The organism is Achromobacter sp. JCM 18799 (assembly GCF_055395645.1).
In genome coordinates, this window is sequence record NZ_AP043866.1 from 5,749,143 (window position 1) to 5,763,965 (window position 14,823).

A 14,823-nucleotide genomic window follows, 5' to 3' on the forward strand; every position below is an offset into this window, starting at 1 on the left:
CCTATCTTTGCTTGTCTCAGGCCGCCAGCTTTTCAGCCAGCTGGCGTTCCATGGGGCCGCATTTTTCGTTGGCCAGCGCGGTTTCGCGCAGCGAACGCAGCGTCTCGGCGGCGTCGGGCCGGCCGGCCAGTTGTTCCGCCGCGGCGATCAGCTGGCGGTACTTGCCGCCGCCGCGCACGTGGGTGTCGCTATAGCCCTTGACCAGGCGGCGGCAATTGACGGTTTCGACGGCCAGCGCGTAGTCGCGCGGGGCCAGGCGGGCGATCAGGTCCAGCCATTGCGCGAGGCCGGCGGCCTCGGTCTGATGGCGCAGCGTGCTGCGGCGGAAGCGCCGCATGCCCGCCAGGGTGTAAAGCATCAGGAATCCGCCCAGCGTGCCGCTCTGCATGCGGCGGCCGTGGCCCAGGCGGCGTTCGACGAAGCCGCCGAAGGCCTTGGAGCCTTCGAGCCAGCGGCCCAGGCCCGCCGGCAACGTGCCGCAGATTTCTTCCAGGCGCGGGTGCATGAATTCCGTGGTGTAGACCAGCTGGTCCGGGCGCGCGCCGACTTCCTGGCGCACGCGGTCGAAACGCGTGGCGCGGGTCTTCAGGTCGGCGACGCGGATCACGTCGTCGTAGGCCATGGCCGTGGCCACGTAGCGCGCGGCGGCACAGGTCAGCGCCCATTGCCGGGCCTCGCCGCCATGCGCGGCGTCCAGGTCGCGGATGGCCTTCATGTGGCGCAGGTACTCGGCGGCATAGGCCAGGTCCTGGAATTCGATCTGGCGGCGCGTGCCCGCGGCCAGCATGGGCTGCGCACAGGCGGGAAAGTCGCGCTTGATCGTGTCCAGCAGGGCCTGCGCCTTGGGGCTGGCGGCGCGTTCCGGCACGGTCGGCACCGGCCGCGCCAGATCGATGGGAGCCGGCTGCGCGGGCGCCTGGTCGGCGGACTCGTAGCCCAGCGCGAAGGCGCGCAGGCTGGCTTCCACGCCCAGGCCGGCGCGCCGCACCGTGGCTTCGAAGTCGTCGCGCGAGAAGGGCAGGGCGCCGCTGCCGGCCACCGCGCCGAACAGGCTGGCGCTGATGACGCTGCCGGCGCGGTCGGCCAGGTCCTGCAGGTCGAAGCAGAGGAAGCGTTTGGCCGCGGCGCGGCCCGCTTCCAGCACCTTGTTGGGATCGGCGATGCCGTTGCCGGGCGCGGATTTTTCGCTGACGGCGTAGCTGCGGTGCGAAGAAGTCAGCAGCACGGTGCGTTCCGGCGTGACCAGTCCGCGCTGGATGGCGCGGCCGCCTTCCATCAGTTCTGCGGCGACCACCAGGTCGACGTCGCCCGGGGTGGGCATCAGCGCCAGCGCGGGTTGCCGTCCGGCGCGCTGCACTTCGGCTTCGGGCAGCAGTTCCAGGTAGTAGATGGTGGCGCCGGTGCGCTGGGCCACGCCCGGCACCGAGGTGGTCTGGGCCCACCAGCCGGCGTGCTCGGCCATGTCGACGATCCAGTCGGCCAGCACGCCGCCGCCCTGGCCGCCCATGGCCAGGATGGCGATCTTGATCGGATTGGCTTGTTGCATAGCGGCCGGGTTCATGGAACTGGAATCCTCAGAGGGCGTGGTGGGCCAGGCGCGCGGCGCGGCGCCGTTGCAGGAAGCCGATGACGGCGGTGCGCATGCGCGCCAGGAAACGGTCGCGGCCGGTCGGGTTGTGGACGATGTCGGCGCGGTAGAAGGAGGGGCAGAGCACCGCGGCATGGGCGACTTCGCCGCAGTTGCCGCAGCCCACGCAGCTGCTTTCCACGTGCGCCACCGGATCTTCCTTCAAGGGGTCGCCGCTGTCCTTGACCGTCAACGACGGACAGCCCGACAGGCGGATGCAGGCGTGGTCGCCGGTGCAGACGTCGGGGTCCACGCCGAAGCGTTCCTTCACCACCCGCTTGCCTTCCTTCACCGCCTTGTTGAACAGCGGCTTGATGCGGCGCTGCTTGTTCAGCATGCATTCCGATTGCGCGATGATGACCTTGGGACCCTTGATGTCGGTGGTCAGCGCCTCTTCGATGGTGGCGCGCACCTTGGCCACGTCATAGGTGCGGTCCAGCGTGCGCACCCACTTCACGCCCACGCCGCGCACGGCCTGGTCGATGGGGTTGTTGGTGGAGCGGTCCGGATTTTCGGCGCGCGAGGACAGGATGTCCTGCCCGCCCGTGGCCGAGGCGTAGAAGTTGTCGACGATGACGATGACGCCGTCGTACTTGTTGAACACCGCGTTGCCGATGCCGGAGGACAGTCCGTTATGCCAGAAGCCGCCGTCGCCCATGATGGAGATGGGGCGCTTGGCGGCCGGCACGTTGAAGGCCGCCGCGCTGGAGGCGCCCAGGCCGTAGCCCATGGTGGTGGCGCCCAGGTTGAACGGCGGCAGGATCGAGAACAGGTGGCAGCCGATGTCGCAGGAGATGTGGTGCTGGCCCAGCGTTTCCTGCGCCAGGGTCAGGGCCGAGAAGATCGGCCTTTCCGGACAGCCCGTACAGAAGCCCGCGGGCCGCGGCGGCACCACGGCCGCCAGGCCTTCGACGTGCTTGTGGAAGGTGATGGGCTGCTCGGCCGGACGCGCGGGCTTGGGCCGCGCCACTTCGGTGATCTGGAGCTGGCTTGCCGCGGCCTGGGCGTCGGCGGTGGCGGCGGGGTGCGTCTGCAGCGATTCCGGGCGCTGCCGCTTGAGGAATTCGCGCAGACCGTCGCGCATGACCTGGGTGGTGTATTCGCCCGCCATCGGCAGCACGTCCTTGCCGGACAGCTTGGTGTCGATGCCGGCGCGGCGCAGCACGGCGTGCAGGTTCTGTTCGATGTAGTCCGGCTGGCCTTCTTCCAGCAGCAGCACGGCGCGCTTGCCGCGGCAGAAATCGATGACCTCGTCCTCGATCACCGGGTACGTCACGTTCATGACGTACAGCGGGATGCGGCTGTTGCCGAAATTGTCGGCCAGGCCCAGCAGTTGCAAGGCGCGGATGACGCCGTTGTAGAGGCCGCCTTGCAGGATCAGTCCGATATCGTCCTGGTCGCCGTCGAAGTGCTCGTTGAGCTTGTGCTCCTTGATGTAGCGGATGGCGGCGGGCCAGCGTTCCTTGATCTTTTCCTGCTCATGCAGGAAGGAGGCAGGCGGCAGCACGATGCGGCTGGTGTCGCGCGCCGGGCTTTCCAGCGCCTGCGCCAGCGAGAAGGCGGGACGCTTGTTTTCCTTGGCGATGAAGCGGCCGTGCACGTGGCAGCCGCGGATGCGCAGCTGCAGCATCACGGGCGTCTTGCTGGCTTCGGACAGTTCGAAGCCGTCTTCCACCGCCTTGACCATGCTTTCCAGATTGGGGCGCGGATCCAGCAGCCAGATCTGCGACTTCATGGCGAACGCGTGCGAGCGTTCCTGCATGATGGAAGAACCTTCGCCGTAATCCTCGCCCACGATGACCAGCGAGCCGCCGGTGACGCCGCCGGAAGCCAGGTTGGCCAGCGCGTCGGACGCGACGTTGGTGCCCACGGTGGACTTCCAGGTGACCGCGCCGCGGATCGGATACATGACCGAGGCGGCCAGCGTGGCCGCCGCGGTGGCTTCGGAGGCGCTGGCCTCGAAGTGCACGCCCAGTTCCTGGAGGATGTCGTTGGCGTCGGCCAGCACGTCCATCAGATGCGAGATCGGCGAACCCTGATAGCCCGCGACGTAGCCCACGCCGGACTGCAGCAAGGCCTTGGTGACCGCAAGAATGCCTTCTCCGCGGAACTCTTCGCCCGCGCCGATGCGCAACTGCTGGACTTCTTTCTTGAAAGACCTTTCAGCCATCTGGCACTCCTTCGCGGCCCGGCCTGCGGGTCCTCAATGGTTGCTGCTTTGCAGCATCGTCACGTCAGGGAAATCTCGTCTTAAAAATACTTTAGGAGTCAACGTTTTAGCTGTCAATAAAAAAGATGAAATTTCATGGAAAACAAAAAATATCACGCTAAAACAATGACGTATATACTCGTTGTTCTCTAGTTTGCAGCGCTGTTCCGGCGCTGTAGTGGTGCAAAAACGGGTTGCGATTCCGGGTATACCCTGTGCTGCGCAACAGCATTGCGGCACATCATGGCGCGCGTTTGCGCCAGCGTGGTGCAATGCGCATTTCGTCGGGCCGCGTCGGCCCTGGTTTCCGGTGCGTGGGAGCAAAGCAACATGCGGTTGGACAAGCAGCGGGACACGGACGCGGCGGCGCACAAAGGTCGCTTCGTCGATGGCTATCTGGCCTATCTGCTGGCGCAGGCCAGCCAGCGCATTTCGGCGGAATTCCATCTCCAGGTAAAGGCGGCCGGCCTGTCGGTGACCGAATGGCGGGTGCTGGCCAGCCTGGAGGGCAGTCCCGGTGAAACCATAGGCACGCTGGCGGTGCTGGCGATTACCAAGCAGCCCACCTTGAGCAAGGTGGTGCAGCGCATGGAGGCCGAAGGGCTGGTGGCGCGCACGGGCGTGCGGGCGGACCGGCGCCAGACCCGGGTCTGCATCACGACCAAGGGCACCAACCTGATCGCCGCGCTGTGCGAACAGGCCTTGCAGCACCAGAAGGCAGTGCTCGCCCCGTTCGGCGAGGAAAAGGCCGCGATGCTGATCGACATGCTGGAAGTGCTGATGACCGAGCACGTGCCGCTGGAATTGTCGGCGCCGGACGAGGAATAGACGGGGGACAGGGGCGGGCCGCATGCCCAACACTGTTTACTTCGATTATTTTGTTACAAGCTTATGTGTCCCCTATTGGTTCTCCCTCTGTGAAAACCGTCTACGGTACGCATAAACCCTCAATTGACGGAGGTCTTGCGGCTAGGTAATATCGCGCCGGTATTCAGACTACAGTCAGGAGTTGAACCTATGCGCCGCACTTTGATTGCTATCGCGATCGCCGCCGCCGTTGCCGTGCCCACGATCGGGCAGGCCAAGACCTTCCGCTGGGCCGCCCAGGGCGACATCCTCACCTTCGATCCGCACTCGCAGAACGAAGGCATGACCATCGCCGCCAACAGCTATGTCTACGAACCGCTGGTGGACTACGACAAGTCCTTCAAGGTCAACCCGCGCCTGGCGACGGAATGGGAGCAGGTTTCGCCCACGCTGTACCGCTTCAAGCTGCGCCCCGGCGTGAAGTTCCACGACGGCGCCGCCTTCACCGCCGACGACGTGGTGTTCTCGATCCACCGCGCCATGGCGCCCACCTCGAACTACAAGGCCTACACCACCGGTATCAAGGAAGCGCGCAAGATCGACGACCTGACGGTCGAGATCGAAACCTCGGCGCCCAATCCGGTGCTGCTGCGCCAGCTGACCAACGTGTTCATCATGAACAAGGCCTGGTCGGAAAAGAACAACGTCGCCAAGCCGCAGGACTACGTCAACAAGGAAGAGACCTACGCCGCGCGCAATACCAACGGCACCGGCCCCTACAAGCTGAAGTCGCGCGAAGTGGACGTGCGCACGGTGTTCGAGGAAAACAAGGACTGGTGGAACAAGGGCGGCAAGGTCGGCAACGTGACCGAGGTCGTGTTCACGCCGATCAAGCAGAACGCCACGCGCACCGCGGCGCTGCTGTCGGGCGAAATCGACTTCGTGCTGGATCCCGCCGCCCAGGACCTGGACCGCCTGCGCCAGTCGGCCAAGGTCGTGGAAGGCAACGAGTACCGCACCATCTACCTGGGCCTGGACCAGAAGCGTCCGGAACTCCAGTACTCCAACATCAAGGGCAAGAACCCGTTCCAGGACATCCGCGTGCGCGAGGCGCTGTACCGCGCCATCGACGTGGACGCCATCAAGCGCGCCGTGATGCGCGGCCTGTCCGCGCCCACCGGCACGATGATCGCGCCGCAGGTGCACGGTTGGGCCCAGCAGCTGCAAGCGCGCGTGCCTTATGATCCGGAAAAGTCCCGCGCCCTGCTGAAGGAAGCCGGCTACGACGGCACGCTGAACTTCACGCTGGACTGCCCGAACAACCGCTACATCAACGACGAGGCCATCTGTCAGGCGGTCGTCGGCATGTGGGCCAAGGTCGGCGTCAAGGCCACCATGAACGCCATGCCGCGTTCCACCTATTTCCCCAAGGTGCAGTCGTTCGACACCAGCGCCTACCTGTTCGGCTGGGGCGTGCCCACGTTCGACGCCATGTACACGCTGCAGAACCTGATCCGCACCAAGGGCGAGGGCGCTGACGGCATGTACAACCTGGGCAACTACAGCAACAAGGAACTGGACGTCATCATCGACCGGATCAAGACGGAAACCGATCCGGCCAAGCGCGATGCCGACATCATCACCGTGCTGCAAGGGCACGCCAAGGACTTCGGCCACATCCCGCTGCACGACCAGGTCATTCCCTGGGCCATGCGCAAGAACGTCACGGTCATCCACCGTGCCGACAATCGCCTCGTTGCCGATTGGGTCAAGGTTGACTGATCCAGGCTAATCAAACGGCGCAGCCCGTCGGCCTGTTCATGGTGAACAGGCCGACGGGTTTTCGCTGTTACGCCTTTTCCGCCTATGTTTGCTTTCATACTGCGTCGCCTGTTGCAGGCCGTAGCGGTGATGCTCACCGTCGCGCTACTGGCCTTTGTGCTTTTTCAATACGTCGGCGACCCTGTCACCATCATGCTGGGGCAGGACGCCACCGATGCCGAGCGCATCGAACTACGTGAGCGCCTGGGGCTGAACGAGCCCGCCATCGTCCAATTCGGCCATTTCGTGGCCAACGCCCTGCAGGGCAATTTCGGCATATCCCTGCGTCAGAGCGAACCCGTTTCCACCCTGCTGAAATCCCGCCTGCCGGCCACGCTGGAGCTGTCCATGGTGGCCGCCTTGCTGGCGCTGCTGGTGGGCGTGCCGTTGGGCGTGTACACGGCGCTCAAGCGCAACAGCCTGCTGTCCCAGCTGCTGCTGGCCGGTTCGCTGCTGGGCGTGTCGCTGCCTACCTTCCTGATCGGCATCCTGCTGATCCTGGTGTTCTCCGTGCAACTGGGCTGGCTGCCCAGCTACGGGCGGGGCGACACCGTGAGCGTGGGCTGGTGGTCCTCGGGCCTGTTCACCGCCACTGGCTGGAAGCATCTCATCCTGCCGTCCATCACCCTGTCGCTGTTCCAGATGACCCTGGTGCTACGCCTGGTGCGTTCAGAGATGCTGGAGGTGCTGCGTTCGGACTACATCAAGTTCGCCCGCGCCCGCGGCCTGAAGCGCCGCGCCATCCACTTCGGCCACGCGCTGAAGAACACCATGGTGCCGGTCATCACCATCACCGGCCTGCAGCTGGGCGGCATCATCGCCTTTGCCATCGTCACGGAAACCGTGTTCCAGTGGCCGGGCATGGGCCTACTGTTCATCCAGGCGGTGCAATTCGCCGACGTGCCGGTCATGGCGGCCTACCTGTGCCTGATTGCGCTGGTGTTCGTGGTGATCAACCTGATCGTCGATCTTTTGTATTTTGTCGTGGACCCGCGCCTGCGTTCCGGGCTGACCCGCGGCGGGGGGGCTCACTGATGCGCGCCGTACTGAAACGCTGGTGGGACAGCGACATCGCCTGGGCCTGGCGCCGGGCGCCCGTGGCCATCGTCGCCACCGTGATGCTGGCGCTCCTGCTGATCGGCTCCTTCGGGGCCGGTTGGGTGGCGCCGCACAACCCGTTCGACCTGACCAAGGTGGAACTGCTGGATGCCTTGCTGCCGCCCGCCTGGGAGGCCAATGGCCTGCCCACCTATCTGCTGGGCACCGATAGCCAGGGCCGCGACCTGTACTCGGCCATCCTGTACGGCACGCGCGTGTCGCTGCTGATCGGCCTGGCCTCGGTGCTGCTGTCCATGGTGATCGGCATCGTGCTGGGGCTGATCTCGGGCTACGCGGGCGGGCGCATCGACGCCTTCATCATGCGTATCGCCGATGTGCAGCTGTCGTTCCCCGCCATTCTGATCGCGCTGCTGATCGACGGCGTGGCGCGGGCGGCGGTGCCGCGCGATCTGCACGAGCTGATCGCCTTCCCGGTGCTGATCGGCGCGATCGCGCTGGCGGGCTGGCCGCAGTATGCGCGCACGGTGCGCGGCTCCACCCTGGTGGAGAAGAACCGCGAATACGTGCAGGCGGCGCGCGTGATCGGCGTGGCCTCGCCCGTCATCATGTTCCGCCACGTGTTGCCCAATGTGCTGGGTCCGGTGCTGGTGCTGGCCACGGTGCATCTGGCCACGGCCATCATCACGGAAGCCACGCTGTCGTTCCTGGGCGTAGGCGTACCGCCGACCGCGCCGTCGCTGGGCACGCTGATCCGCATCGGCAACGACTTCCTGTTTTCAGGGGAATGGTGGATCACCATCTTCCCCGGCGCGGCGTTGGTGCTGCTGGTGCTGTCGGTCAACTTGCTAGGCGACTGGCTGCGCGATGCGCTCAACCCCCGGCTGAATTGAGGTTTACATGAGCGCACTTCTAGAAGTCCGCAATCTGCGCGTGGAATTCCCCACGCGCCGCGGCACGCTGCGCGCCCTGGACGACGTGTCCTTTTCCATCCAGGCTGGCGAAGTACTGGGCGTAGTGGGCGAATCCGGCGCCGGCAAATCCTTGACCGGCGCATCCATCATCGGCCTCCTGGAACCGCCAGGGCGCATCGCCGCGGGCGAGATCCTGCTGGCGGGCCGCCGCATCGACAACCTCCCCGACGAGCAGATGCGCCGCGTGCGCGGCCGCGAGATCGGGGCAGTGTTCCAGGATCCGCTGACCTCGCTGAACCCGCTGTACACGGTGGGCCGGCAATTGGCGGAAACCATCGTGACGCACCTGGACTTGAGCTGGTCCCAGGCGCGCGAACGGGCGGTGGAGCTGCTGGCATCGACTGGCATTCCGGCCGCGCGGGAACGCATCGACCATTACCCGCACCAGTTTTCCGGCGGCATGCGCCAGCGCGTGGTGATCGCGCTGGCCCTGGCGGCCGAACCCAAGCTGGTGGTGGCGGACGAGCCCACGACCGCGCTGGACGTGTCGATCCAGGCGCAGATCATCGAACTGCTCAAGCGCCTGTGCCGCGAAAACGGCACGGCGGTGATGCTGATCACGCACGACATGGGCGTGATCGCCGAGACCGCCGACCGCGTCGCGGTGATGTACGCGGGCCGCGTGGCCGAGATCGGCCCGGTGGCCGACGTGATTCACAAGCCGCGCCATCCCTACACGACGGGGCTGATGGGATCGATTCCGTCGCTGGAAGGGCATTCCGAACGGCTGGTGCAGATCGACGGCAGCATGCCGCGCCTGAACGCCATTCCGCCAGGCTGCGCCTTCAATCCGCGCTGCGGCCAGCGCCTGCCGCGCTGCGGCGTGGAGCGTCCGGAGCTGATGGTGGCCGGCACGTCCCGCGCGGCCTGTTGGCTGCACGACAACAACGATAAGGTGGCCGCATGACGACGCCCTTGGTGGAAGTAAAGGACGCCGCGCGCTGGTTCGATGTGTCGCCGCCGTGGCTGGAACGCAAGCTGGCGGGCAAGCCGCGCGTGATGCTGCGCGCCGTCGATGGGGTGTCGTTCGAGATCGCGCGCGGCGAAACGCTGGCGCTGGTGGGCGAATCGGGCTGCGGCAAGTCGACCGTGGCGCGCATGCTGGTGGGGTTGTACGGCCTGACCCGCGGCGATATCCGCTTTGACGGCCAACCGCTGTCGCGCATGTCGGAGCCGGGCGGCCGCGCCTTGCGCAAGCGCCTGCAGATGATCTTCCAGGATCCCTATGCCAGCCTGAATCCGCGCTGGCGCGTGGGCCGCATCATCGCCGAACCCATGCTGACCCATACCGCCATGACGCCTGACGAGCGCAGCGCGCGCGTGGGCGAGCTGCTCAAGCAGGTGGGCCTGGACCCGGCCGACCAAGGCCGTTATCCGCACCAGTTTTCAGGCGGCCAGCGCCAGCGCATCTCGATCGCGCGGGCGTTGGCGGTGAATCCGGAATTCCTGGTGTGCGACGAGCCGACCTCGGCGCTGGACGTGTCGGTGCAGGCGCAGGTGCTGAACCTGATGAAGGATCTGCAGCGCAACCTGGGGCTGACCTATCTGTTCATTTCCCACAACCTGGCGGTGGTGCACCACGTGGCCGACCGGGTGGGGGTGATGTACCTGGGCCGCATGGTGGAGGTGGCGCCGCGCGACGAGCTGTTCGCGCGGCCGCGGCATCCGTACACGCGCATGCTGCTGGAGGCCATTCCCGACATCAATGGCGCGGGCAAGCCGCGTACCGCGGTGGCGGGCGAGGTGCCCAATCCGCTGAACCCGCCGTCGGGCTGCACTTTTCATCCGCGCTGCCCGCATGCGAACGAGCGCTGCAAGTCCGAGGCGCCGGTGGCGATGGCTGCGGGAGTGTCGGTGGTGGCCTGCCACGCCGTGCAGGAAGGGCGGATCTCGGTCTGACCCGCGGACGGCGCGGTTGCGCGGCCATGCCGGCCGCAACCCGCCGTCCGGCGCTGGCTCAGTGGCGGTGGTTGTGGTCGTGAGGATGATCGTGGCCGTGGCCGTCCGCATCATCCTCATCGTCCTCGTCCGCTTCGTCCTCGTCGTCTTCGTCCTCGTCGTCTTCGTCGTCCTCCGCGTCCGGATCTTCCGGCACGGGTTCTTCCGACAGGGCGAACGGCAGCACGTCTTCCAGACTGTCGGACCAGGCCGATTCTTCGCCGTCGTGGTCCAGCTTGATGAAGCGCTCGCCCTCGTTCAGCGAGATCTCGATGGCCCAGAGATAGAGGCAGTCGTAGGTGTCGTCGTCGGACTGGGGCAGGCCGCCGCGGTTGCCCAGCAGGCGGGCGCCGGCGCCGCCCAGCTGCACGTGGGTCTGGTCCTCGTCGGGCTTGGCGTTTTCATCCATGGGCACGCCATAGGTCACCCATTCGGTGCCGTCATCGCCCAGCACCACTTCGGCCAGCACGGGCTTGCCCAGGTACGCGCTCAGCGCGTCGGCGGTCTTGGCCAGCATGTCCAGTTCAGCGGCGCTGAAGTGGGTCAAGGAGGCGGGGGGAGTGGCGGAGGCAGACATGAAGGGGTTCCTGGGCGCGATGAAGCCGCGACGGCACGGCAAGATACGGGCCTGCTGGCAGACCCTGGCTACAGCCGTATTGTCTCGCGATCGGCCGCGTCTTGCATCAGGCGCTTGGATTACGCGGTTCTCCGGGGTCATGGCGCGGGTGCGCCGCCCTGGCTGCGCCTGCGCGCGTTGTCCGGCGACTCGCCGGTGAGCCGCTGGAACATGGCGATGAAGGCCGAGGGCGTGCTGTAGCCGAGCTCGCGCGCCACGGACTGGACCGGCCGGCCGGCATCCAGCATGCCCAGGGCGCTGACCACGCGCAGCCGCAGACGCCATTCATTGAACGACATGCCCAGGTGCAGCTGGCAATGGCGCAGCAGCGTGCGTTCGGTAATGCCCGCCGTGGCGGCCCAGTGCGCGGCGCCGCGCTTGTCGCCGGGACTGTGCTGCAGCGCCGACAGGATGGGCGCCAGCAAAGGATCGGAGGTGGACGGCAGGTAGCTGGCGTAAGCCCGCGCCTGGCGCGCCTGGTCGATGACGATCTGCGCCATGCGCCGGTCTTCCGGCGTATCCGGATAGCTGATGCCGCGCCGTTCGAAGTCGGCCAGGATCGCGCGCATGACCGGGCTGATCTCGAGCGTGCACGGTTCCGCGGGCAGGCCGGCGCAGGCCGCGGCCGGGATGTCGATGCAGGCGTAGTGCACCTCGCCTTCGTTCTGGCAGCAGTGCTCGACATGCGGTGGAATCCAGATGGCGTACTGCGGCGGCGACAGGTAGGTGACGCCGCGGATGCCGATTTCCATGATGCCGGAGATCGCGAAGTTCAGTTCCGCCCAGGGCGAGCTGTGGCGCTTCATGCGCGAGTTCGGCGTGAAATGCAGGATGCGGCAGGCCAGCGGATAGGGCAGGTGGCTGGCCAGGGCAGGCGCGGTATCGATGCCAGGCATGTCGGAACTTCGTCTGGTTTTGTCTGTTTTTCATTATATACATCAGGTCGGACAGATCCTACACTGGCCCTGTCTCATCTACGCCTGTGCATTGCCCCTCATGACCCGTGCTTCTTCTCCCCATGTTCCCGCCCGTTATCTGCTTTATCCGCTGCTGGCGGCCCTGATCTGGTCGGTCAACATGATCGTCACCAAGATGGCGGCCAGCGCCATCGCGCCGGCCGCCATCGGTTTCTACCGCTGGGCCCTGGCCGGCGTGGTGCTGACGCCGTTCGTGCTGCCGGGCGTCTGGGCGCAGCGCCGCCAGATCCTGCCCCACCTGCCCAAACTGGCGGTGCTGGGGGGCTTGGGCATGGCCCTGTACCAGGGCCTGGCCTATGTGGCGGCCGCCAGCACCACCGCGACCAATATGGGCATCATCACGGCGATGATTCCGCTGATGACCATCGCGGTGGTGGCGCTGCTGCTGCGCGAACTGCCCTCGGTCATGGCCATGCTGGGCGGCCTGCTGTCGCTGGCGGGCCTGGCCCTGCTGATCGGCGAGGGCGATCCCGCCCGGCTGCTGGAAGTGGGCGCCAACCGCGGCGACCTGCTGATGGGTGTGGGCGCGTTGGCCTATGCGCTGTACGGCGTGCTGCTGCGCCGCTGGGCATTGCCGGTGGGGCCGTGGCAGTCGCTGTATGTGCAGGTGGCTTTCGGCGTGCTGTTCCAGCTGCCGGCTTTCCTGATGGCGCCGCCTTCGCCGCTCAACGGCGACAACCTGCCGCTGGTGCTGTATGCGGCGGTGTTCCCGTCGCTGTTCGCGCCCTTCCTGTGGATGCAGGGCGTCAAGCACCTGGGCCCCAACCGCGCCAGCATTTTCCTCAACCTCATGCCGGTAGCCACGGTGGCGATCGCGGCCGTGTTCCTGGATGAAAAACCCCATCTGTTCCACATCGTCGGCGGGGCGATGGCGCTGGCCGGCGTGATGCTGGCGCAGATGCGCGCCGGCGGCCGGGCGGCGCGGCCCAAGGCCGCCTGAAGGGGCGGTTGCGCGGCGTGGGCCGGCCATTTGGCGGTGGACATACGCGGGTCAGGGTTCCGGCCTACAATCGACGATTCATCAGCTATATCTCCTATATACGAGCCCATGGCCCAATACGTCTACACCATGAACCGCGTCGGCAAGATCGTGCCGCCCAAGCGGCAGATCCTGCGCGACATTTCGCTTTCGTTTTTTCCTGGCGCCAAGATCGGCGTGCTGGGCCTGAACGGCTCGGGCAAGTCGACGCTGCTGAAGATCATGGCCGGCGTCGATCGCGAAATCGAAGGCGAAGCCATTCCCATGCCGGGCCTGAACATCGGCTACCTGCCGCAGGAACCGCAGCTCAACCCCGAGCACACGGTGCGCCAGTCGGTGGAAGAGGGCCTGGGCGCCGTCGTCACGGCCAAGAAGCGCCTGGACGAGGTCTATGCCGCCTACGCCGAGCCGGACGCCGATTTCGACGCGCTGGCCGCCGAGCAGGCCGAGCTTGAAGCCATCATCGCCGCCGCCGCCTCCAGCGGCGCCGACGACATCGAGCACCAGATGGAAATCGCCGCCGACGCGCTGCGCCTGCCGCCCTGGGACGCCATCGTCGGCAAGCTCTCCGGCGGTGAAAAGCGCCGCGTCGCGCTGTGCCGCCTGCTGCTGTCCAAGCCCGACATGCTGCTGCTGGACGAGCCCACCAACCACCTGGATGCCGAGAGCGTGGAATGGCTGGAGCAGTTCCTGCACAAGTTCCCGGGCACCGTGGTCGGCGTGACCCACGATCGCTACTTCCTGGACAACGCGGCCGAATGGATCCTGGAACTGGATCGCGGCTATGGCATTCCCTGGAAGGGCAACTACAGCTCGTGGCTGGAGCAGAAGGAAGACCGCCTGAAGCAGGAAGAGGCGTCGGAATCCGCCCGCCAGAAGACCATCAAGAAGGAACTGGAGTGGGTGCGCCAGAACCCGAAGGGCCGCCAGGCCAAGGCCAAGGCGCGTCTGGCCCGCTTCGAGGAACTCTCGTCCTACGAATACCAGAAGCGCAATGAAACCCAGGAAATCTTCATTCCCGTGGGCGAGCGCCTGGGCAACGAAGTCATCGAATTCAACAACGTCAGCAAGGCCTACGGCGACCGTCTGCTGATCGACAACCTCAGCTTCAAGGTGCCGCCCGGCGCCATCGTCGGCATCATCGGCGCCAACGGCGCCGGTAAGTCCACGCTGTTCCGCATGATCGCGGGCCGCGAGCAGCCGGATTCGGGCGAGGTCAACATCGGCCAGACCGTCAAGCTGGCCTATGTCGACCAGTCGCGCGATGCGCTGGAAGACAAGAAGACCGTGTTCGACGCGGTGGCCGACGGCGCCGACCTGCTCACGGTGGGCAAGTTCGAAATGTCGTCGCGCGCCTACCTGGGCCGCTTCAACTTCAAGGGTGGCGACCAGAACAAGGTCGTGGGCCAGCTGTCGGGCGGTGAACGCGGCCGCCTGCACATGGCCAAGACGCTGATCGCCGGCGGCAACGTGCTGCTGCTGGACGAACCGTCCAACGACCTCGACGTCGAAACCCTGCGCGCGCTGGAAGACGCGTTGCTGGAGTTCCCCGGCAGCGTCATGGTCATCAGCCACGATCGCTGGTTCCTGGACCGGATCGCCACGCACATCCTGGCCTTCGAAGGCGACTCGCAAGTGGTGTTCTTCGACGGCAACTACCAGGAATATGAAGCCGACAAGAAGCGCCGCCTGGGCGAAGAGGGCGCCAAGCCCAAGCGCCTGCGCTACAAGGCCCTGAAGTAATCGGCGCCTGCAAGAATCCCGGCCTCGCGCCGGGATTTTTTTTGCCAGAGGTATGCTTAGGGCTGTTCAAGGCTTC

The 14,823-nt window shown here is 66.2% G+C and carries 12 protein-coding genes; 8 read left to right on the forward strand and 4 right to left on the reverse strand.

From position 1 onward, the window contains the following. Window positions 1-16: 16 nt before the first annotated feature. Both ACZ5YA_RS27105 and ACZ5YA_RS27110 read right to left on the reverse strand, forming a co-directional pair. The gene (locus ACZ5YA_RS27105) at window positions 17-1,561 is read right to left on the reverse strand and encodes an indolepyruvate oxidoreductase subunit beta family protein (protein WP_464091472.1); all 1,545 of its coding nucleotides are present in this window, start codon (window positions 1,559-1,561) and stop codon (window positions 17-19) included. 13 nt (window positions 1,562-1,574) lie between these two features. Further along, a complete protein-coding gene (locus ACZ5YA_RS27110; RefSeq protein WP_464091473.1) occupies window positions 1,575-3,797 on the reverse strand; it encodes a thiamine pyrophosphate-dependent enzyme in 2,223 nt (740 codons plus the stop codon). A 369-nt stretch (window positions 3,798-4,166) separates the two neighbouring features. Here ACZ5YA_RS27110 and ACZ5YA_RS27115 point away from each other — a divergent pair, with 369 nt between their 5' ends. The 6 genes from ACZ5YA_RS27115 (at window position 4,167) to ACZ5YA_RS27140 (ending at window position 10,393) form a co-directional block, all read left to right on the forward strand. Continuing rightward, a complete protein-coding gene (locus ACZ5YA_RS27115; protein WP_054457381.1) occupies window positions 4,167-4,664 on the forward strand; it encodes a MarR family winged helix-turn-helix transcriptional regulator in 498 nt (165 codons plus the stop codon). A 189-nt stretch (window positions 4,665-4,853) separates the two neighbouring features. Beyond that, window positions 4,854-6,425 (forward strand): ABC transporter substrate-binding protein, encoded by a 1,572-nt coding sequence (locus ACZ5YA_RS27120; RefSeq protein ID WP_059371603.1) that lies wholly within the window; start codon window positions 4,854-4,856, stop codon window positions 6,423-6,425. A gap of 84 nt (window positions 6,426-6,509) precedes the next feature. Continuing rightward, window positions 6,510-7,499: an ABC transporter permease gene (locus tag ACZ5YA_RS27125; protein WP_059371604.1), complete on the forward strand. Its 990-nt coding sequence runs from the start codon at window positions 6,510-6,512 to the stop codon at window positions 7,497-7,499. Next, window positions 7,499-8,413: an ABC transporter permease gene (locus ACZ5YA_RS27130; RefSeq protein ID WP_059371605.1), complete on the forward strand. Its 915-nt coding sequence runs from the start codon at window positions 7,499-7,501 to the stop codon at window positions 8,411-8,413. Before ACZ5YA_RS27125 ends, ACZ5YA_RS27130 begins: the two co-directional genes overlap by 1 nt. 7 nt (window positions 8,414-8,420) lie before the next feature. Continuing rightward, on the forward strand, window positions 8,421-9,401 hold the full coding sequence (locus tag ACZ5YA_RS27135) for an ABC transporter ATP-binding protein (RefSeq protein WP_464091474.1): 981 nt from the start codon (window positions 8,421-8,423) through the stop codon (window positions 9,399-9,401). After that, window positions 9,398-10,393 (forward strand): ABC transporter ATP-binding protein, encoded by a 996-nt coding sequence (locus ACZ5YA_RS27140; protein ID WP_118932369.1) that lies wholly within the window; start codon window positions 9,398-9,400, stop codon window positions 10,391-10,393. Before ACZ5YA_RS27135 ends, ACZ5YA_RS27140 begins: the two co-directional genes overlap by 4 nt. Before the next feature lie 58 nt (window positions 10,394-10,451). Here the strand turns inward: ACZ5YA_RS27140 and ACZ5YA_RS27145 are convergent, their stop codons facing one another. Next, window positions 10,452-11,009 carry a hypothetical protein gene (locus tag ACZ5YA_RS27145; RefSeq protein ID WP_464091475.1) on the reverse strand — a complete coding sequence of 186 codons (558 nt, stop codon included), beginning with the start codon at window positions 11,007-11,009 and terminating at the stop codon, window positions 10,452-10,454. Between the two features lie 137 nt (window positions 11,010-11,146). After that, window positions 11,147-11,944: an AraC family transcriptional regulator gene (locus ACZ5YA_RS27150; RefSeq protein ID WP_251877767.1), complete on the reverse strand. Its 798-nt coding sequence runs from the start codon at window positions 11,942-11,944 to the stop codon at window positions 11,147-11,149. Between the two features lie 100 nt (window positions 11,945-12,044). On the opposite strand from ACZ5YA_RS27150, the gene ACZ5YA_RS27155 reads away from it, so the two are divergent. After that, window positions 12,045-12,965 (forward strand): DMT family transporter, encoded by a 921-nt coding sequence (locus ACZ5YA_RS27155; RefSeq protein WP_251877765.1) that lies wholly within the window; start codon window positions 12,045-12,047, stop codon window positions 12,963-12,965. A gap of 108 nt (window positions 12,966-13,073) precedes the next feature. Beyond that, a complete protein-coding gene (ettA, locus tag ACZ5YA_RS27160; RefSeq protein ID WP_059371610.1) occupies window positions 13,074-14,747 on the forward strand; it encodes an energy-dependent translational throttle protein EttA in 1,674 nt (557 codons plus the stop codon). Window positions 14,748-14,823 lie beyond the last annotated feature (76 nt).